The organism is Pseudomonas xantholysinigenes (genome assembly GCF_014268885.2).
Lineage (GTDB): Bacteria > Pseudomonadota > Gammaproteobacteria > Pseudomonadales > Pseudomonadaceae > Aquipseudomonas > Aquipseudomonas xantholysinigenes.
Window position 1 is genome coordinate 2,710,561 of the sequence record NZ_CP077095.1, and the last position, 18,312, is coordinate 2,728,872.

At 63.7% G+C, this 18,312-nt stretch carries 17 protein-coding genes and 1 riboswitch; of the genes, 4 read left to right on the plus strand and 13 right to left on the minus strand.

Annotated elements, in window-relative coordinates; genetic code table 11:
• Window positions 1-154 precede the first annotated feature (154 nt).
• The gene (locus HU772_RS12145) at window positions 155-1,849 is read left to right on the plus strand and encodes a sulfatase-like hydrolase/transferase (protein ID WP_186661520.1); all 1,695 of its coding nucleotides are present in this window, start codon (window positions 155-157) and stop codon (window positions 1,847-1,849) included.
• A 13-nt stretch (window positions 1,850-1,862) separates the two neighbouring features.
• Here HU772_RS12145 and HU772_RS12150 read toward each other — a convergent pair whose 3' ends face one another.
• From HU772_RS12150 to HU772_RS12165, 4 genes are all read right to left on the minus strand, one after another.
• Window positions 1,863-2,048 (minus strand): hypothetical protein, encoded by a 186-nt coding sequence (locus tag HU772_RS12150; protein WP_186661521.1) that lies wholly within the window; start codon window positions 2,046-2,048, stop codon window positions 1,863-1,865.
• 613 nt (window positions 2,049-2,661) lie between these two features.
• Window positions 2,662-4,025 (minus strand): IS3 family transposase gene (locus HU772_RS12155; protein ID WP_437182400.1). Its coding sequence is split into 2 segments (ribosomal slippage): window positions 2,662-3,560 and window positions 3,560-4,025, totalling 1,365 coding nucleotides; the frame shifts between segments, so codons are not numbered across the junction.
• Window positions 4,026-4,456: 431 nt separating this feature from the next.
• Window positions 4,457-5,062 (minus strand): TetR/AcrR family transcriptional regulator, encoded by a 606-nt coding sequence (locus HU772_RS12160; RefSeq protein WP_186662160.1) that lies wholly within the window; start codon window positions 5,060-5,062, stop codon window positions 4,457-4,459.
• On the minus strand, window positions 5,059-6,270 hold the full coding sequence (locus HU772_RS12165; RefSeq protein ID WP_186662159.1) for a multidrug effflux MFS transporter: 1,212 nt from the start codon (window positions 6,268-6,270) through the stop codon (window positions 5,059-5,061). The genes HU772_RS12160 and HU772_RS12165 overlap by 4 nt, the downstream gene beginning before the upstream one ends.
• 249 nt (window positions 6,271-6,519) lie before the next feature.
• Here HU772_RS12165 and HU772_RS12170 point away from each other — a divergent pair, with 249 nt between their 5' ends.
• Window positions 6,520-6,741 (plus strand): DUF6555 family protein, encoded by a 222-nt coding sequence (locus HU772_RS12170; protein ID WP_186662158.1) that lies wholly within the window; start codon window positions 6,520-6,522, stop codon window positions 6,739-6,741.
• Between the two features lie 5 nt (window positions 6,742-6,746).
• Here HU772_RS12170 and HU772_RS12175 read toward each other — a convergent pair whose 3' ends face one another.
• Complete coding sequence (locus HU772_RS12175; RefSeq protein ID WP_186662157.1) at window positions 6,747-7,361, minus strand: LuxR C-terminal-related transcriptional regulator; 615 nt, start codon at window positions 7,359-7,361, stop codon at window positions 6,747-6,749.
• 106 nt (window positions 7,362-7,467) lie between these two features.
• Between HU772_RS12175 and HU772_RS12180 the strand changes: the two genes are divergently transcribed.
• Entirely contained in the window at window positions 7,468-9,087 is a 1,620-nt protein-coding gene (locus tag HU772_RS12180; RefSeq protein WP_186662156.1) for an ATP-binding response regulator, read from the plus strand.
• A 17-nt stretch (window positions 9,088-9,104) separates the two neighbouring features.
• Here the strand turns inward: HU772_RS12180 and HU772_RS12185 are convergent, their stop codons facing one another.
• The 5 genes from HU772_RS12185 to HU772_RS12205 all read right to left on the minus strand — a co-directional run bounded on the left by HU772_RS12185 (window position 9,105) and on the right by HU772_RS12205 (window position 13,354).
• A complete protein-coding gene (locus HU772_RS12185; protein WP_186662155.1) occupies window positions 9,105-9,416 on the minus strand; it encodes a hypothetical protein in 312 nt (103 codons plus the stop codon).
• A 180-nt stretch (window positions 9,417-9,596) separates the two neighbouring features.
• Window positions 9,597-10,622 carry a FecCD family ABC transporter permease gene (locus tag HU772_RS12190; RefSeq protein WP_186662154.1) on the minus strand — a complete coding sequence of 342 codons (1,026 nt, stop codon included), beginning with the start codon at window positions 10,620-10,622 and terminating at the stop codon, window positions 9,597-9,599.
• A complete protein-coding gene (locus HU772_RS12195) occupies window positions 10,619-11,581 on the minus strand; it encodes an ABC transporter substrate-binding protein (protein ID WP_186662153.1) in 963 nt (320 codons plus the stop codon). The genes HU772_RS12190 and HU772_RS12195 overlap by 4 nt, the downstream gene beginning before the upstream one ends.
• The gene (locus HU772_RS12200; protein ID WP_225923152.1) at window positions 11,578-12,348 is read right to left on the minus strand and encodes an ABC transporter ATP-binding protein; all 771 of its coding nucleotides are present in this window, start codon (window positions 12,346-12,348) and stop codon (window positions 11,578-11,580) included. Before HU772_RS12200 ends, HU772_RS12195 begins: the two co-directional genes overlap by 4 nt.
• A 124-nt stretch (window positions 12,349-12,472) precedes the next feature.
• Window positions 12,473-12,654, minus strand: a riboswitch (cobalamin riboswitch).
• A gap of 70 nt (window positions 12,655-12,724) precedes the next feature.
• Window positions 12,725-13,354, minus strand: coding sequence for an SEN1982 family lipoprotein (locus HU772_RS12205; RefSeq protein WP_186662151.1), 630 nt, complete (start codon window positions 13,352-13,354; stop codon window positions 12,725-12,727).
• A 224-nt stretch (window positions 13,355-13,578) separates the two neighbouring features.
• Here HU772_RS12205 and ppk2 point away from each other — a divergent pair, with 224 nt between their 5' ends.
• Window positions 13,579-14,400: a polyphosphate kinase 2 gene (gene ppk2 / locus HU772_RS12210; RefSeq protein WP_186662150.1), complete on the plus strand. Its 822-nt coding sequence runs from the start codon at window positions 13,579-13,581 to the stop codon at window positions 14,398-14,400.
• A gap of 1 nt (window position 14,401) precedes the next feature.
• Here ppk2 and HU772_RS12215 read toward each other — a convergent pair whose 3' ends face one another.
• From HU772_RS12215 to HU772_RS12225, 3 genes are read right to left on the minus strand one after another with little or no spacing between them, the layout of a single operon-like run.
• Window positions 14,402-15,475: a hypothetical protein gene (locus tag HU772_RS12215; RefSeq protein ID WP_186662149.1), complete on the minus strand. Its 1,074-nt coding sequence runs from the start codon at window positions 15,473-15,475 to the stop codon at window positions 14,402-14,404.
• 11 nt (window positions 15,476-15,486) lie between these two features.
• Entirely contained in the window at window positions 15,487-16,629 is a 1,143-nt protein-coding gene (locus HU772_RS12220) for an HlyD family secretion protein (RefSeq protein ID WP_186662148.1), read from the minus strand.
• Entirely contained in the window at window positions 16,626-18,254 is a 1,629-nt protein-coding gene (locus HU772_RS12225; protein ID WP_186662147.1) for an MFS transporter, read from the minus strand. The genes HU772_RS12220 and HU772_RS12225 overlap by 4 nt, the downstream gene beginning before the upstream one ends.
• Between the last annotated feature and the right edge of the window lie 58 nt (window positions 18,255-18,312).

Below are 18,312 nucleotides of genomic sequence, written 5' to 3' on the forward strand. Positions count from 1 at the left end.
CGGGCTCTAGACGATAGTCATAATCATCAACGACTACTTGGAAGTGCCAGAAACTGGCGTCTTAATATCGTCGGAAAATTGACTATTTTACGTTGTGGTTTGTTTCACAGCTGCTACGGTTTGAGGAGCAATCCATGACGAGGGTGACCGGGACATGCGTGGCTGGATCAAGATTTCGCTGTTGCTCATCTATCTCATCAGCTTTCACGTCTATTACCGCGAGCGCATAGAAGCCTTGGGTATTGGCCTGCCGCTGGTGCTGTACCTGGGCATGTTCGCGATATTGGTCGCGGCATTGCTGCTGGCGGCGTTCACCCGCCTGGGCTGGCTGCGCTGGGGGCTGGCGGTGGTGCTGGCGGTAAGCGCGGTGTTCCTGGATGCATATGACCGTATTACCGATTCGTACCTGACCTATAGTGCGTTTGTGTCTATGGTCTATGCCGGCGGTTTCGTTCAGGAGGCGTTGCAGCAGTACCACTACGCCATAACCTTGGCGGCGGGCCGGGCGATGCTGTTGCTGTTGGGCGTCGGCCTGCGTCCCGGACATTGGCCTTGGCTGCCGCGCGCGGTGGCGCCAACGGCGCCAGTGCTGGGTGTGCTGTTGCTGATGGCGGTGCTGTTCGTGCGCGCCGGCGAAGGGGCCCGGGGCTTGCCGGTGATGTACACGCCACTGGCCTACCTGGGGCTGTTCGGCTACGAGACCTTGCACGACCATGTCGGCCCGCGCCAACCGGTGACGCTGCCACGCAGCGGCCCGCCGATGGCCCGCGATATCGTGCTGTTGATTGACGAGAGCATCTCGGGCAACTACCTGGATCTGAACACGCCGGCTGGGGTAACGAGCCATCTGCTCCAGGCGCAGCCGGGCGTGTCCATTGTCAATTTCGGCTACGCGGCGTCGATCGCCAACTGCAGTGCCGATACCAATGTCACCTTGCGTTATGGCGGCACGCGCGACGATTACTTGCGTATCAACACCACCCAGCCGTCGATCTGGCAGTACGCCAAGCAGGCGGGCCTGGGCACTGTCTACATCGACGGCCAGCGTACCGGCGGCAATCTGCAGAACCTGATGACCGAGACCGAAAAGCGCGATATCGACCAGTTCATCCAGTTCGACGACACGCCTGTGGTGCAGCGTGACATGGCTGCGTTGCAACGGCTGGTGGCATTGCTCAAGGATGGCAAGCCGCAGCTGATCGTGATCAACAAGGTTGGCGCGCATTTTCCGGTGCACGACAAGTACCCGGATGATTTCCTGATCTACAAGCCAGCCTTGCCCCGTGGGCACTTTGTCGATATTGCCGATACCGGTACCCGTGATGGCTTCGATGGCAGCACGGAGGATTGGCAGTTGTATCGTAATGCCTACCAGAACACGGTGCTGTGGAACGTCGGCGAGTTCTTTCGCCGGTTGTTTGCCGAGGGTGACCTCAGCCATGCCGTGGTGCTGTATACCTCCGATCATGGCCAGGACCTGCACGAGCGGGGTAATCCAGGTCTGAACACGCATTGCGATAGCGACCCGGTGCCGGAAGAGGGGCTGGTGCCGCTGGTGGTGATCCAGGGCCAGGGGCTCAAGACCCTCGATTGGCAGGCGCACCTGGCGCAGAACCGCAATGCATCGAGCCATTACAACTTGTTCCCGACGCTGCTCAAGTTGATGGGCTATGACGGTGAGGCAGTAAGTGGCGTATATGGTCGGGCTCTGGACATGCCGACCGATGATCCGTTTACCTTCAATGTGCGGTTCAACGCGCGGTTGGGGGCCAAGCCGGACTTTCGTCATATAGACCTTGGGCAAGTGGTTACACCAGGGGGATATATGCCGGTTGGTCGCGCGGATTGACTACCTATACTTGTTAGGCGTGTTCTGTTTTTTTGTCGCTTGGTTGTTGTTGTTGTTGTTGTTGTTGTTGTTGTTGTTGTTGTTGTTGTTGTTGTTGTTGTGCTCTTGATTTTGCTTCTAAGCGCGCGATAGTCCAGGCGCCGCCAATTGCGACTTCAGGAGGCCGAGCGGAGTTCTTGCGGAGGGAGGTGACGGGCATGGATGCCCGTCAAGCGCTGCGCCCCAGGATGGGGCGTTCAGCGCGGTCCTCCCGGGAGCAAGAACGGAGCGAGGGGACCCCGGAGCGAAGCGTAGGGGCCGGATGAACGGAGCGGAACGGTTTTGCCTACTTTTCCCCTTCAAAAAGGGACCCGCCGTAAGGGCCAGCCCTTTCAAGGTCTTTGCGTTTTTTCGGATGTGGCCGCTTCAATTCAAGATTGCCGGGGCTGCGTTGCAGCCCTTTCGCGACACAAGGCCGCTCAGGACGGCACGGTCACCTGTAGGAGCGGCCTTGCCGAGGCGTCGGACCGGTCGGAAAGGGTCGCAAAGCGACCCCGGCGAGTCTAAGTCGGACGCCAATTCTCAACACCTTGAAAGGGCTGGCCGTAAGGGCGGAAAGGTGACTGTGCGTCGCCATCGCCAATGAATGAGCGTATAACTTTCAAGACCCACGCTCTGAAAGTCAAAGTCAAAGTCAAAGTCAAAGTCAAAGTCAAAGTCAAAGTCGGTCGGCGTGGGTTTCTACAGATGTAAGCGCATTCATTTGCGATGCCGACGCATAGTCACCTTTTCGCCCTTACGTGAACTGACCCCCGAAAGTTGGACGGGGTACGCTATGGGTTCAGCGCTTGGGTCCGAAATTGTACCGGACTCAAGCCATTCAGTCTTAGACTTATACGCTCTTGGTTGTAGTAGGCGATGTAGTCCTCAAGGCCTGACGCCAGTTGTTCAACACTCTCAAACGATTGCAAATAGAAAAACTCGCTCTTGAGTGTGCCAAAGAAGCTTTCCATCGCGGCATTGTCCAGGCAGTTACCCTTACGCGACATACTCTGTTGTATTTTCTTTCTGCCCAGCATATGTCGATAAGCGGGCTGTCGGTATTGCCAGCCCTGATCGGAGTGCAATATCGGTTTGTCATCTGGGTTCAGCCGCTCGAAAGCTTGCTCCAACATCGCCGACACCATCTTGAACTCAGGGCGCGGATTGATCTGATAGGCAAGAATTTCGCCGTTGTACAGGTCCATCACAGGCGAAAGAAACAGCTTCTGCCCTTTCACCTTGAACTCTGTCACATCGGTTACCCATTTCTGATTAGGGGCTTCCGCCTTGAACTCACGCTTGAGCAGATCAGATGCAACAAGCCCTTCGGAACCTCGGTAGGAGCGATATTTCTTCACTTTTACCAGCGATTTCAGATCCATTAACTGCATCAACCGCTGCACCTTCTTGTGATTGATCACCTCGCCATGGCACCCAAGCACGGCGGTGATGCGGCGATAGCCGTACCGCCCCTTATGCCTGTGATAGACACTCTTGATGCGTTCTTTGAGGGCCGCATGCTTGTCGGCCACCAAGGCTTTGCTTTGGTAATAGAAGGTACTGCGTGCCAGCCCTGCAGCACGTAACAGCAGAGCCAGTCGATGTTCATGCCTCAATCCTTGGACAGCCTGCGCTTTCTTGGTTGCGCAGTGCGTGGATCCGCTTGGATCAAGGCATCGAGCTTTTTTAGATAGGCATTCTCCGCACGTAAATACTCCAGCTCTTCGAGCATTTGCTTAGGTGTCAACTCAGCATCTGCAGGCTTAGCAGGGCTTACGTTGGGTTGTTCTGATGCTTTGCGGGGCATACTGGATTCTCGGGCACGATGCGGGTGAAGTGCTTCTAGTCCGCCTTCATCGTACAACCTTTTCCATTGCCTGATGCTACTCGGGCCACGAATATCAAACTGTATGCAGGCTTGCTGGGCTGACAGTCCGTCTTGCTCGATGCACTGCAAAACCTTCAACTTGAACTGGGCGTCGTAGTGGCTGTACTTGGTAGCCAGACCTGCAGCACCGTGTTGCTCATAGCCCTTTATCCAACGGCGCAGCAGCGATGCACTCAGGCTATGCCTCAGTGCCACCTCATGAACACTCCGGGCAGAAAGACACTCCTCGATGAGTGCTTGCTTGAGCGCTAGGTCGTATTTCGTCATGGAACACCCTCCGCTTGGGGTCAGGCGTCCAACTTTCGGGGGTCAGTTCAACGGCGAGTCACTTTTTGTCAAACGCGACAAAAAGTAACCAAAAAACGCTGCGCTCCATTCATCCGGCCCTCCGCTTCGCTCCGGGTTCCCTCACTCCGGCCTTGCTCCCGGGAGGACCGCGCTGAACGCCCCATCCTGGGGCGCAGCGCTTGACGGGCATCCATGCCCGTCACCTCCCTCCGCAAGGCCTGCGTTCGGCCTCCTGAAGTCGCGAAGGTACGGGCGGCGCCTGGGCTGGCGCAGCTGTCGCGCGTTGGGTTTGGCGCTAGACTCTTGATCGGCAACGGCAACGGCAACGGCAACGGCAACGGCAACGGCAACGGCAACGGCAACGGCAACGGCAACGGCAGTTCTACCTTTGGCGAGCAGAAAGCGTTGTTTTACCTGCCTGCCATGTGCAGCGAATCATCGAGAATCTTCAACAAGGACGCCGCCCGCCGGGCAAACACCGCTGGGTTCGCGTACAGCAATTCAACATGCAGGCTGTCGATGATCCCTAGGTACGCATCACCATAGAGTTCGAGCTTGTTGCCATCATTGCGCGCCCAGGCATGCCGCTCGCGCAGGGCCTGGCAGAACCCTTGGCGAATCTGCTCCAGGTAGGCTTCGAAACCACCGGTCACCACGCCGCGAATCGACGCCGGCGGCAAGAACGCGGTGCGCAGCACGAAGCGCAGGTTGGCCGAGCCTGCATAGCGCTCGGCCAGGTGCAGCGGATGCCAGTGCCCCGGCGCTTCCCCACCACACGCCTCCTGACGGAAACCCGATTCGACATAGGCGGTCTCCGCCGCCAACGCCCGCTCGAACGCGCTGGTGAACAACGCGTCCTTGTTGGCGAAATGCGCATACAACGAGGCCTTGCGCATGCCCGCCAAGGCAGCGATCTCGTTCAGCGACGAACCGTCGTAGCCATGCTCGGCGAAGTGCTCCACAGCATGGTCGCACACGCGGGCGGCGGAAGGGGTCAGGGATTTCAAGGCAGTCACTCCGGGTTGACGCTGCAGGACGAGGCGCTGATTGTCTGTGTCAGGGCCGCGCGGGTCAAACCGACGATCCCCAGCGCCGCCGCCGCCAGCAACCAGGCCCAGGCCAACGGCCCGAGGGTCGCCAGATGCCCGGCCAAGGGCGTGGCGCTCGACGAAATCACCAGTTGCAAGGCACCCAGCAACGCAGCGGTCGAGCCGACATCGCGCTGTTGCGAGGACATCGCCAAGGCCATCAGCGTCGCTTCGCAGATCCCCAGGCCGAACAGCGCAAGCACCACGCCACCCAGCAGTACAGGCAAACCACCCCCAGTCAGCCCGGCCACGACCATCAACAACGCACCGGCGCCCATGCACACCGCGCCCCACCAGGCCACCCGCGCCACGCCGTGCCTGGTCACCCAGCGTCCGGACAGCGCCGCGCCAAGCAGAATGGCCACGCCGCAGCCGCCGAACAGCAGGCCGAAGTGCGCGCTGGAAAGACCAAAGTGCTGCTGGTACACATAGGCGGACCCGGCAATGTAGGCGAACAGGAAGAAGAACACCGCCGACAGCGCCAAGGCCGGGCGCAGGAAGGCGCCATCGCTGGCGATGCGGGCGTAGGTGCGCCATACCGTGCCCGGGGCCAGGCGCATACGGGCGTCGAGGGGCAGGGTTTCGCCGAGGGTCAGCAGCGAGTTGACCAGGGTCAGCAGGCCCAGGCCTGCCAGCACCAGCATGATCGCCCGCCAACCATAGGCGGCATCGACCAGGCCGCCCACGGCCGGAGCCAGAATCGGTGCCAGGCCCTCGATGGTCATCAGCAGGGCGAAGATCTGCGCCGCCCGGGCGCCGTCGGCGACATCGCGAACCATGCTCATGATCACCACCAAGGTCAGCGCGCTAGCCAGGCCTTGGATCAAGCGCGCCATCAGCAGGGCTTCCAGCGAACCAGCCGCCGCCGCGGCCAGCGACGCCAGGCTGAACACCAGCAGCCCGGCAAGCAAGGGGCGGCGGCGGCCCAGCGCGTCCACCAACGGGCCGAACAACAACTGGCCGGCGCCCATGGCCATTAGGAACACGGTCAGGGTCAATTGCACCTGGGTATAGCCGGTACCGAAGTCTCGGGCCATTTCAGGCAGGCTGGCCAGGTACATGTCGATGGCTGAAGGGCCCAAGGCGCCGATCAGCGCGAGGGAGGCGGCGAAGCGCAGGTTGGATGTGCGGGGCATGACGGGTGTATCCACAAAGTCAAACAAAACAAACCTACCGGTCGGTAGGTTTGCGGAGATTAAACAGTTCCCGGTACCCGGTCAACATGGCAGCACTTGTCGGGCGGGCAACGGCTGTCATGGCGATGAGGGGAGACCGACCAGCACAGACGCGCTCCGCATCACCTCGCCTGAGATGTCATTGAATTTTTTGCCCGTCGGTGCAGTCAGTCGAAGTGTTATCCATGGAAACCAGGAGGGCTTCGCGCAATGCCTAATCCCCAGCTGTACACCATCGAATACCAACTGCATGGCCAGCCACGCCAGTTCATCATCCGCCTGGAACACATGGACAATGCCGAGGCTTGGCATTGGGCCAGTTGCGATGCGGGTTTGGGGATCATCCCGAAATTCGGGCGGGAGCGGATCAGGAAGGTGAGCCGGCCGATGGCGGAGCGCTACGGCATCACCGAGGTGCGTTGGCGGGTGTAGGCAGATTAGCTGCCGGAATATTTGACCGCCGCCGCGGTGCGGGTCGGCACATTGAGGGTCTTGAGCAGCGAAGAAACATGGATGCGCACGGTGAACGGAGAAATATCCAGTTCCCGGGCGATTTCCTTGTTGGTCTTGCCTTGGGCGATCAGGCGCAGCACATCCTGCTGGCGGTGGGTGAGCTGCTCCAGCTCGCTGTCGGCACCCATCTGCGGCAGCAGCCCGGAGGGCGCGTAGCGCACCACCACATCGCCCTCGCGAATAGCCAGGATCGCCTCGGCGATCTCGTCCGGGGTCAGGCTCTTGCCGATGAAACCGTCGGCGCCGGCGGCCATGACCTCGGCAACCACATCCGGGTCATCGACCATCGAGGCGATGATCAGCGTGGTGCGCGGCATTTGCCGACGCAGCTCGGCGAGGCGGCCGATGCAGGTCAGGCCGGGGAAGCGTAGGTCGAGGATCAGGGTGTCCGCTGGCGTGCCCTGGCTGACCAGGCGCAACACGTCCTGCAGGCTACCGGCCTGCTCCAGCTCGGCTTCGGGCAACAGGCGGCGCACGGTGCTGACCATGGCTTCCCTGAACAGCGGATGATCGTCCGCCACGATGATGCGGCACGTCACGTCGTGGCACTCCCTGTTAGCCGACACATGCTAATTTAGCAGTCACCTGCGGCCATTTCCGGGATAAATGCAGGAATTGACTACTGGCGCACAAGGACGTTACCCCATGAAGTTCGAGAAAAACAACGAACTGGACCAAGCCAACCTGCGCATCATCGTGGCTTCCTGCGCAATCAGCTACGTGGCGCTGCTCGGCTTCCTGCCCGGGCGCGAGCTCGTGACCTACCTGCCCGTGCTGCTCTACTACGCGGCCTTCGTCGTGGTCTCGGTGATCATGCGCCAGGCCATCAAGCGCTGGCCCGGGCACTATCCCGCCCGGCGCATCTTCGGCATGCTCGGCGACTACACGGGCACCAGTTTTGGCCTGGTGGTCGGGGGCGAGGCGGCCTTGCCGCTGTATGCGGTGATGGTCTGGATCAACCTGGGCAACGGCATGCGCTTTGGCTCGCGCTACCTGGCCATCGCCACAGTTCTGGCCCTGGCTGCGCTGCTGGTGGTCTGGCAGCTGACGCCGTACTGGCAACAGCAGCCGTTCGTGGTGCTGATGCTGCTGACTACCAGCACCTTGATCCCGTTCTACGCCCACCTGCTGCTGGAGCGCACACGCAAGGCCACGGCCCTGGCCGAGGCCGCGACCCGAGAGAAGTCGCGCTTCCTGGCCCAGGCCAGCCATGACCTGCGCCAGCCGATTCACTCCATTGGCCTGTTCACCGCCTGCCTGCGCGAGGCCCACTTGGGCGAGGAAGAACGGCGCCTGGTGGACAGCATCGACCGCTCGCTGCTCAATGTCTCGCAACTGTTCCGTTCGATCCTCGACCTCTACACCCTGGACAACGGCCAGGTGCAGCCGAAGTGGGAGTCGTTCGCCGTGGATGGCTTTTTGCGCGAGCTGCTGCGCCAGAACAGCGAAGCGGCGCGCTGGGCGGGCGTTGAGATGCGCCTGGTACCCAGCCGGCACTGGATTCGCGCCGACCCGGGGATGCTGGCGACCATGGTCCAGAACCTGTTGTCCAATAGCTTCAAGTACGCCGCCGGACGCCCCTTGCTGATAGGCGTGCGCCCGCGTGGCCAGGGCCTGGCCATTGTGGTCTGCGATCGCGGGCGCGGCATCGCCCTCGAGCATCAGGACAAGGTGTTCGAGGAGTTCTACCGGGTGCGCGAACTGCGTGACAAGGATGTCGAGGGAGTCGGCCTGGGGCTGGCCATCGTCAAGCGCCTCGGCACCTTGATGGGGCTCAGGGTAAGCCTGCGCTCGCGTCCAGGACATGGCACCACGGTGACTTTGCAGGGGTTGCCGATCGTCGCGCCGCAGGTGCCGCGCTCGAACATCGACCAGGCGATCCAGGCCGGCATGCTCAGCGGTTTGCGGGTGTGCCTGGTGGAGGATGACCACAACGTGTTGCAGGCCACCAGTGCCTTGCTGCGGCGCTGGGGCTGCGAGGTGCAGGCCGAAAGCTCGCCCCACGGGCTGAGCAGTGACTGCGAGGTGATCGTCGCCGACTATGACCTGGGGCCGCAGGCCACGGGTATCGATTGCATCGACCAGCTGCGGGCCCAGCGCGGCGAGCGGGTGCCGGCCCTGATCATGACCGGCCATGACCTGGATCGCCTGCAGGGCGCGTTGCAGGCGCGCGGCATCGCCGTACTGGCCAAACCGGTGCGGCCGGCGGAGCTGCGCGCGGCATTGCGGACATTGCGCGAGGAGGCAGCGGCGCCGACCAACTAGGCCGGCGCGGCCCAAAGTCACTGGAAGGCCGGGGTCTGGCCTTCTTTCCAGCAGTTGGGGGAGGGCGTAATCAGACCCATGCCGGCGACGGCGACCATGCCGCCACTGGCCACCTGGCAGTCGAACTGGCCCTTGCCGGTGCTCACGCTGTAGTAAGTGGTGCTGGAGTCGCTGCGCAGGTTGCTGACCTTGCTCACCGGCACGCCCAGGGTGACCTCGGTGCGTTGCTTGAGGGTGTCGGCATTGGGCGAGGCGGTCTGGCAGCCGGCCATGGCGGCGAGGCCGGCGAGCAGGACCAGGGACTTGATGGGGAGGGACATGGGGATCATCGCATTGCTTCCTTGGCATTGTTCTCGGAACGCCGCTCGCCCGGCCAGGAAAGGGAGGGACTGGCCGGACGAGGGGTAGGGCGACTATAGCGCTGGCGTACCCCTGGGGATGTAGGGCAGATGTGCGAGATGGCGAATAGCTATTATTGGCTCCCGCCGCATCAATAAGCCATGGCAGGCTCAGCCCTGGCGGCGCAGCAACACGATAAAGAATCCACCCCCCAGCGCCGCCGTGGCGATACCGATCGGCAGGTCCTGCGGGGCGATCAAGGTGCGCGCGGCCAGGTCGACCCAGACCACGAACAGCGCCCCAAGCAGCGCGCAGGCCGGCAGCAGTCGACGATGCTCGGCGCCGACCAGGCGGCGGGCGATATGCGGCAGCATCAGCCCGACGAAACCGATGGCGCCCGACAGCGACACCAGCACGCCGGTCAGCAAGGCGCAGGCTACGAACACGCCGGCGCGTACCCGGCGAGTGTCGATGCCTAGGCTCACGGCGGTCTGTTCGCCGCTCATCAAGGCGTTGAGCGCGCGGGCCATCACCATCAGCAGGATGAAACCGGCCAGCACGCTCAAGGCCGGCAGCCACAGCAATGACCACTGGGCCAGCCCCAGCCCGCCAAGCATCCAGAACATCACCGAGCTCGCCGCATGGGGATCACCGGTGTACAGCAGCAGGTTGGCCAGCGCCATCACCACGAATGACACCGCGACCCCGGCCAGCAGCAGCTGTTCGCTGTCCAGGCGCCCACGTCGGCTGGCCACGCCAAGGACCAGCAGCATGCAGCCCAGGGCGCCGAGAAATGCCGCCAGCGGCAAGCTCAGCACCCCGGCGAAAGGGCCAAGGTAGAGCACCACCAACACCGCGCCCAGCACCGCCCCCGAACTCACCCCCAGCAGGTGCGGGTCGGCCAGAGGGTTGCGGGTCACTGCCTGCAGGGCACAGCCGACCAGCGCCAACCCGGCGCCGACCAGGGCGCCGAGCAGCACCCGTGGCGCACGGATCTGCCAGACGATCTGGGCCTGGCCGCGGCCGAGGTCCGCCGCCTGGGCCAGGCCCAGTTGCTGCAGGACGATTTCCAGCACCTTGGCGGCCGGCACCTGGGCCGCGCCGAACCCCAGCGACAACAGGCACGAGCCCAGCAACGCGGCGCTCAGGGCCAGAAGCAACAGGCGATAGGCCGTGGGTTGGCGCAGCGGATTCATGGCTGCGCTCCGGCAAACTGCTGTGGCTGCAATGCCCGGGCGAGTGTTTCGATGGCGGCGGCGTTTTCCACCGACGGTGTCACCTGCAGGTACGACAGCACCACGAAACGCCGCTCGCGAATCGCCGTGACTGCGCCCAGTGCCGGGTGCTGGAGTAGGTAGTCACGTTTCTGCTGCCACGAGGTCGGCCCGTAGTCGACGATGACGATGACCTGCGGATCGCGTTCAACCACGCTTTCCCAGCTGACCTCGGTCCAGCTGGCCTGCACGTCGGCCATGACATTGCGCCCGCCGGCGCTGTCGATCAGCGCCTGGGGCATGCCCAGGCTGCCGGAGGTGGTGGGGCGATCCTCGCCGCTGTCGTAGAGAAATACCCGCGGCCTGGTCTGTACCGAGGCCATCGCAGCGCTGACGCGCGCGACACGCTGGCGCAACGCGGCGATCAGCGTATCGGCCCGCGCGCTGACGCCGAAGATCCGCCCGAGGTTGCCCAGGTCGGTGTAGAGGTCCTCGAGACTCGCCGGGTGCCAGGGCATGATCCGCGAGCAGGATTCGCTCAACTCGTAAACCGGGATGCCGAACGGCGCCAGGCGCTGCGGCGTGAGCGGCCCGCCCACCTGCATGCCATAGCTCCAGCCGGCGAACAGCAAGTCGGCGTCGACGTCCAGCAGGTTCTCCACCGAAGGGTAGCGCGGCGCCAGCTCCGGTAGGCCATGCAACGCCTCGCGCAGTGCCGGGTCGAGGCTTTTCCAGCCGCTGATGCCGCTGTAGCCGACCATGCGTTCGCGCAGCCCAAGGGCCAGGAGCATGCCGGTCAGGTTGACATCGTGGCTCACCGCCCGCTGCGGTGGTTGGGTGAAGGTGACTGCGCGGTCGCAACTGCGCACGGTCACGGGGAAGCTGTCCGCCATGGTGCACAGGGGCAGGCAGGCGAGCAGTAAAACAAGCCAGGGTTTCATGCGTGACGGATCCAGGTAATGCGTGGGTGATCGCCAATGGGATGCCGGTCGACCAGGGCGTGAACGCCAAATACCTCGGCCAGGCACTGTTCGGTCAGGACCTCGGCGGGCGTGCCGTGGTTGACCAGGCGACCCTGCTCGATCAGGTACAGCCGATCGCAGAAGGCCGCGGCCAGGTTGAGGTCATGGAAGCTGGCCAACAGGCCCAGGCCACTACCGCGCAGGTGCTGCAGCAATGCCAGTTGATGGCGTGGGTCGAGGTGGTTGGTGGGTTCGTCGAGAATCAGCAGGCGCGGCTGCTGGGCCAGCGCCCGGGCCAGCAGCACACGCTGCTTCTCGCCGCCGGACAAGCTGGCGAACGCCTGCGTGGCGCGTTGCAGCAGGTTCAACTGGCGCATGGCAGCGTCCACTGGTGCGCCAGGGCCATCGCCGTCGAGCCAGCCCAGGTGCGGGGTGCGGCCCATGGCGACGACATCGCGCACGCTCAGGCCGAAGTCTTCGGGAAACTCCTGGAGCATCACCGCCACGCGCCGGGCCAGCCAGCGCGGTGGATGCCGCCAGATATCCTCGCCGTCGAGCAATACCCGGCCGCTGCGTGGCCGGCTGAAACGATAGGCGCAGCGCAGCAGGCTGGTCTTGCCACTGCCATTGGGGCCGATCAGGCCGACGAATTCACCGGGGCGCACCTCGAGGTCGATCGCTGCCAGCAGGTCGGGCGCGCCGGGGGACGGCGACCAGTGCAGGTGTTCGAGGCGCAGGAGGGGCACAGGCATGAACAGACACCAGGACGGGAGGAATGAACCCGACGGTGACGGTGGCTGGCAGCCGCGCAGGCGGCAGGGCGCCTGGCACACTCAGCGCACCCGCCCTCCGCGGGAATGGCCATGGGCGAATCAGGCCGGTCTCCGGGCTTGCGAGGGTCGTCGGGCATTCACCTTCCCATGCTCGGGGCACAGTGGTCTGTCGAATGCCTGGCTCGCTTACCGTTGCGGGGGCAGCGCCGGACTTCCCGCCAGGGGCGAGGCACCGGCTTCCCGTTTAACCCCAGGCGCTGCGGCCTGGGACACCTGAAAGCAGGGGCGCATCTGAGCATTTATGCCGGGGTGAGTCAATGCGCCGAGGTTCAGGGGCGTCTGCGCAGGTTCAATTGGCCAGCAGCCGCTCGTGGACCCAGCCTTGCGCGGTGAGCACCATAGCGCGGGTTTCTTCCAGGGGCTTGCTGGCACTGGCAAGCGCCTGGTCGAGGCCGGTGATCCCGGCCTGGATCGCGCTGTCGGCGGCCCAGGCTGGCAGCTCGTTGATCCGGTAACTGTAGGTGACCTGCGTTTGCCGGCGCCCCTGCTGTTCGCCGGGCACGCTGAAGCCCTTGATGGCGGTGACCTCGGCCTTGCCGAAGCACAGGCCGCCGATGTTCCCGGTCTTGCCCTGGCGAGCATCGGCCTTATAGTAGCGGCGGCCCTCGTCGGTGAGGTCGTAGGCGTAGTAGATGTCGGTGCGCGCCGGTTGCCACAGGCGCTCGGGGACTTCGGTGCGGCTGATCTCGCGTTCACTGACCACGCCGACCTGGGCCAGGGCATGCAAGGCCTTGTTGGTGCCCTCGACATCGAAGTCGCGGGTGCGGGTGGGAAAGGCGCTGATCACGAAGCAGTAGGGGTACTGGGTGTCGAGGTAGGCCTGGGCCGCCTGGCGCAGCTCGGCTTCGCTGGGCTGCTGGCCGTCCGAGCAGCCGACCAGGCTCGCCAGCAGGGCCGGGGCAATGAGCTTCCTGTCCATCGTAGGGCTTCCTTGAATTGCCGATCACGGGTAGGGCGCTGGGATTAGAACCCGCGCGGCAGAGCGTCCGCAATCGTGGCAAGACGACATATCGACGGGCTTGTGCGGCGGTTGGCAGTTGGTGCCCGGCGCGCCACCGGTGACTGCCCGGCAATTTGCCCATGCTCATCCATACTGCTCTGATCCGCCCCGCGTCGTCGGGGCCTGACGGGGAGGAGCATGCGATGGCCAAGAACGCCGGCAGCAAACGCAAGCGGGACAGCGCCGCGGAAAAACTCGGGCGCAAGCCCTATGACGCCGAGCTCAAGCGCCTGCACACCGAGCTGGTGAAGCTGCAGCAGTGGGTGGTCGCCAAGGGGCTCAAGGTGTGCATCGTCTTCGAGGGCCGCGATGGCGCTGGCAAAGGCGGCACGATCAAGGCCATCACCGAGCGGGTCAGCCCACGGGTGTTCCGCGTGGTGGCGCTGCCAGCACCGACCGAGCGGGAAAAGACCCAAATGTACGCCCAGCGCTACCTGACCCACCTGCCGGCGGCCGGCGAGGTGGTGATCTTCGATCGCAGTTGGTACAACCGCGCCGGGGTCGAGCGGGTCATGGGGTTCTGCAGCGACGAGCAGGCGCGCAAGTTCCTCACCGTGGTGCCGATGTTCGAGCGGATGATGGTCGAGTCGGGGATCATCCTCATCAAGTACTGGCTTGAAGTCAGCGCCCAGGAGCAGACCCGCCGCCTGCAGGACCGTATCAACGACGGGCGCAAGCTGTGGAAGCTGTCGCCGATGGACGTCAAGTCGTACACCCGCTGGGACGACTACACCCGCGCCCGCGACGACATGTTCGCGGCCTCCGACTCGTCCTGGGCGCCTTGGTACATGGCCCGCTCGGAAGACAAGCGCAAGGCGCGGTTGAACATCATCAGCCATCTGCTGCAGCAGATCCCCTACAAGGACCTCAGCCACGAACACCAGGTGGCGCTGCCCAAGCGCGGCAAGATCGGCAAGTACAAGGCCCAGCCTTACCCGTTCAAGATGGTCGCCGAGCGGTTTTGAATCATAGGTAGTGGGCGTTGATGTATGCGCTGATCTGGCGGCCGGCAGACTCGGAATATTCAAACGTCAGCTGGCCATCGGTGACACGGTACTCGATGGGCGGCGTTTGCGAGCGAACGATGATCGAGGCCAATGCAGCGCCGCCGTGCTTGAAGTTGTCGACGAAAACGAAACACCCCCAGTTGATGTCTTCCTGCATCGACGGATCGCCCTTGCGCGCCGAGGGGTGGGCAAAAGGCGGAATTTCGATGTGGTCGTGGCGTGTGACCTCGTCCTCTTCAGCGCTCTTGGGCACGATGGCTTCGTACTTGAGGGTGTCGCCGCAGTAGGTTTGCGCGATGATCAGTTTGGGATTGCCGACCCGCAGAGTTCTCGACATCGGGTTGATGCTGATATCCAGGAACACGAAGTTCGCGCTGAGCTTATGGAAGCGGCCATCGTAGAACACGGCCATTTCATACCCGCCGCCAAAGAACTCGAGCAGGCTGTCAGCGCTGTCGCCCTTCCTGAACTCCGCATTTAGCAGATGGGCGACCTGGGTCAAGGCTATGGAGGCCGCATAGGCCGAGATTTCATCTTCGCCAGGCGGCGCTGGGGCAATGCTCTGCATGATCGGCGCGAAGTCATGCACGACCGAGGCGCCAGATCCACCGCAGTGCACCTCGCCGAGGATGGGGCACTCGAACTGCTCGCAACCAATGCTGAAAGTATGCAGTTGGTCTTCTTCAAGGATGGCGCCGGCAAGCTGCAGTTCGTGTGTGCCAAGCTTGTCGAACAGCTTTTTCATGACGTCCCGGGTAATGCGGATTCTGCCGGACAACCTGCGCAAGCGTGTGATGAAGTGCCTGGCCTGTAGCTGGCTGTCTGCCCATGCCAGCGCACAGTAGTCAGTGATGATGCAGACCTTTTGCGAGGACTTGTTGATTGCCCAGCTGCCTGAAAAAAAATTGGAAACGTTGCCCAGGGTTGGCAATACGGTCTGAGGCGGTCCCGCTTCTCCCACTGGCCCGTTGATGAGCGTATCGGCGATGACGATGGCGCAGCCGGCAGGGTTGTAGGAAGCAATGACGGTCATGCGGATGGTCCTTATTTGTCAACGACGGTTGGACGAGTATCGATGCTCACCACCACCGACATGCCCGGCCGCAGGCGTCGGGCATCGGCCTGGTCGGTGTCGACGAGGATGCGCACCGGAATGCGCTGGGCGATCTTGACGAAGTTGCCGGTGGCGTTGTCGCTTTGCAGCAGGGCGAATTCGGAGCCGGTGGCCGGCGAGATCTGTTGCACATGGCCGCGCAGCTTGAGGTGGTTGAGCGCGTCGACGGTGAAGGTCGCCGGCTGGCCGATGCGCACGTTGGCCATCTGCGTCTCCTTCATGTTGGCGATCACCCACAGGGTGTCTGGCACCAGCGCCATCAGCTGCGCGCCGGGGTTGACGTAGGCACCCAGGCGGGTGCCGATCTGGCCCAGCTGGCCGTCGCGCGGGGCCTTGACCCGGGTGTTGTCCAGGTCGATGCGGGCTAGCTCGACGGCTGCCTTGGCGTTTTCCACCGAAGCTTCGAGGGCCGCGCGATTGACGATCACCGTCTCGCGGTCCTGGCGGGCGATTTCCAGCGCAGCCTTGGCTTGGGCCACGCTGGCGATGGCGGCGGCATGGCTGGCGCGGCTCAGGTCAAGTTCGCGGCGCGACACCGACCCATCGCTGACCAGCGCCTGGTTACGCTGCAGATCGGCGCGGGCCTTGGCGGCCTGGGCCGTGGCGTCGCTGATGGCGGCCTGGCGCTGGGCGATGGTGGCTTCGGCGCTGTTGCGCTGCTGCAGGTTGTTGGCCAGCGCCGCCTGCTGTTGCTTGAGCTGGGCGATGGACTGGGCCAGGCGCTGGGTGTAGATGCGGTCGTCCAGGCGTACCAGCAGGTCGCCTTGCTTGACGAACTGGAAGTCGTGTACCGGCACCTCGACAATGTAGCCCCCCAGCTGCGGGCCGATGATGGTCACCTGGCCGCGCACCAGGGCGTTCTCGGTGCTTTCGATGGCGCTGCTGAATGGCGGCAGGCGCCAGGCGTAGAGCACCAGCAGGATGCCGGCCAGGGCCACGGTGGCGAAGCTCAGCGACGACAGCAGGCGCACTCGCCGGGTGCGCACGGCATCGCTCGGCTGGCTGGGCGGCACGCTGCCCTCGGGGGTCTCGGCGATAGCGGTGGTGGTAGTGGTTGGCGTTTCCTGGGTCATCGGGTCGAGGCACCGCTGGTGGCGTTGAGGTAGCGCAGGTAAAGGCTGCGAATGAAGATCCAGATCATGGTCAGGATAGCGATCACCCCGATCAGCATGAACACATCGTTGTAGGCCAGCACGTTGGCCTCGCGGGTCGCGGCGTTGGCCAGCAGGCGCATGCCCACTTCGTTGCGCTGCGCCGGGTCGACGATCACCCCGGCATAACTGGCGCCGCCACCCTGGACCCGCGCGCCGACCAACGGCTCAAGGGCGCTGAGCTGGTCGACCAGGGTGCTGGAATGGAATTTCTCGCGCAGGGTCTGGAAGGTGCCCAGCAGCGCCGAGCCGATCAGCCCGCCGAGGTTGTTGCAGATACCGAACAGCACCGAGAAACTCACCAGGTTGCGCGGATTGGCCCGCACATGGCCGATGCCCAGGGCCATCGACGGGCCGAAGAAGAACGTACTGCCGAAGGCCAGCAGGAACTGGCTCAGGTACATCTGCGCCGGACGGGTGAGGTTGCTCGAGCTGCTGTCCATGAAGGCGCCTGCGGCCATCGCCGCCAACGAGATGAACAGCGGCAGGACCAGGTGGTTGGGGTTGATGGTCAGGGCGCTGGTGGCAAGCCCGGCGATGGCGCCCAGCAGCATGATCGCGTACAGCGTGCGCATCTGCTCGCTGCCCATGTTCAGCGCCTGCAGAAAACCCACCGCGCCGGTGGATTGCTCGGAGGTGACCATGCGGATCAGGATCACGCACAGGGCCAGGCGGACGATCGCGCCGCTGCCCAGCCAGCGGGTCATCAGCAACGGGTTGCTGCGGTTGTGCTCGATGGCCAGGCCCGAGAAGATCAAGGCAATGGCGCCCGCCAGCGCCACGCCGATCCAGGGCGCGTCCAGCCACCAGTCGATGCGCCCGAGCGACAGCGCCGCGCAGAGCAGGGCGGTGCCACTGGCCATCAGCGAGAAGGTCAGGAAGTCCAGGGGTTCGAAGGTCTTGAAGCGGTCGCCGGGGGGCAGCTTGAGCAACAGCACGCAACCCAGCGCGGCCAGCGCCAGGCCCAACTCGAACAGGTACAGCCCGCGCCATTCGGCGATCTGCAGCAAGTCCTCGGAGAAAATCCGCGCCAACGGCACCGCCAACTGCGAGGCGCCCAGCCCCAGCACCATGGCCTTGAGCCGCCACTGGGCGGGGAAAGCCTGGATCATGTAGTACAGCCCCAGCGAGCTGAGCGCGGCACCGACCATGCCATGGGCGGCGCGCACGGCGATGGCCGAATTGAGGTCGTTGACGAACAGGTGAGCGAAGGTGACCAGGGCGTAGAGCACCAGGAATACTTCGGTAAAGGCGCGCAGGCCGAACTGCTGGCGGAATTTCACCAGCAGCAGGTTCATCGACACGTTGGTCATCACGAACGCGGCCGGCAGCCAGGCCATCTCTGCGCTGGTGGCACCCAAGGCCCCTTGCAGGAACGGCAAGTTGGCCACCACCAGCGCGTTGCCCAGGCCGCCGGTGATGGCCACCAGCAGGCCGACCACGCCGAACGCCAGGCGCTTGGCCGGCGCGTGCAGGGGCGTCGACGGCGAGCCGGGCAGGCTGGGTTTTTCGTGGGGCTGCCACTGACGAGGGGCGTATTTGTCCATCGGGTTGTCCGTTACCGCAGGTCAGCTGACTGTACGTGAGTGGTGGGGGCCTTGGAAA

What these genes read in the sequence shown, in the direction of transcription:
- HU772_RS12190 (WP_186662154.1), bottom strand. Translation starts at nt 10,622, where the DNA reads ATGAATCCGCTGCGCCAACCCACGGCCTATCGCCTGTTGCTTCTGGCC.
- HU772_RS12220 (WP_186662148.1), bottom strand. Translation starts at nt 16,629, where the DNA reads ATGACCCAGGAAACGCCAACCACTACCACCACCGCTATCGCCGAGACC.
- HU772_RS12225 (WP_186662147.1), bottom strand. Translation starts at nt 18,254, where the DNA reads ATGGACAAATACGCCCCTCGTCAGTGGCAGCCCCACGAAAAACCCAGC.
- HU772_RS12150 (WP_186661521.1), bottom strand. Translation starts at nt 2,048, where the DNA reads ATGCCCGTCACCTCCCTCCGCAAGAACTCCGCTCGGCCTCCTGAAGTC.
- ppk2 (WP_186662150.1), top strand. Translation starts at nt 13,579, where the DNA reads ATGGCCAAGAACGCCGGCAGCAAACGCAAGCGGGACAGCGCCGCGGAA.
- HU772_RS12170 (WP_186662158.1), top strand. Translation starts at nt 6,520, where the DNA reads ATGCCTAATCCCCAGCTGTACACCATCGAATACCAACTGCATGGCCAG.
- HU772_RS12195 (WP_186662153.1), bottom strand. Translation starts at nt 11,581, where the DNA reads ATGAAACCCTGGCTTGTTTTACTGCTCGCCTGCCTGCCCCTGTGCACC.
- HU772_RS12215 (WP_186662149.1), bottom strand. Translation starts at nt 15,475, where the DNA reads ATGACCGTCATTGCTTCCTACAACCCTGCCGGCTGCGCCATCGTCATC.
- HU772_RS12165 (WP_186662159.1), bottom strand. Translation starts at nt 6,270, where the DNA reads ATGCCCCGCACATCCAACCTGCGCTTCGCCGCCTCCCTCGCGCTGATC.
- HU772_RS12185 (WP_186662155.1), bottom strand. Translation starts at nt 9,416, where the DNA reads ATGATCCCCATGTCCCTCCCCATCAAGTCCCTGGTCCTGCTCGCCGGC.
- HU772_RS12205 (WP_186662151.1), bottom strand. Translation starts at nt 13,354, where the DNA reads ATGGACAGGAAGCTCATTGCCCCGGCCCTGCTGGCGAGCCTGGTCGGC.
- HU772_RS12180 (WP_186662156.1), top strand. Translation starts at nt 7,468, where the DNA reads ATGAAGTTCGAGAAAAACAACGAACTGGACCAAGCCAACCTGCGCATC.
- HU772_RS12145 (WP_186661520.1), top strand. Translation starts at nt 155, where the DNA reads ATGCGTGGCTGGATCAAGATTTCGCTGTTGCTCATCTATCTCATCAGC.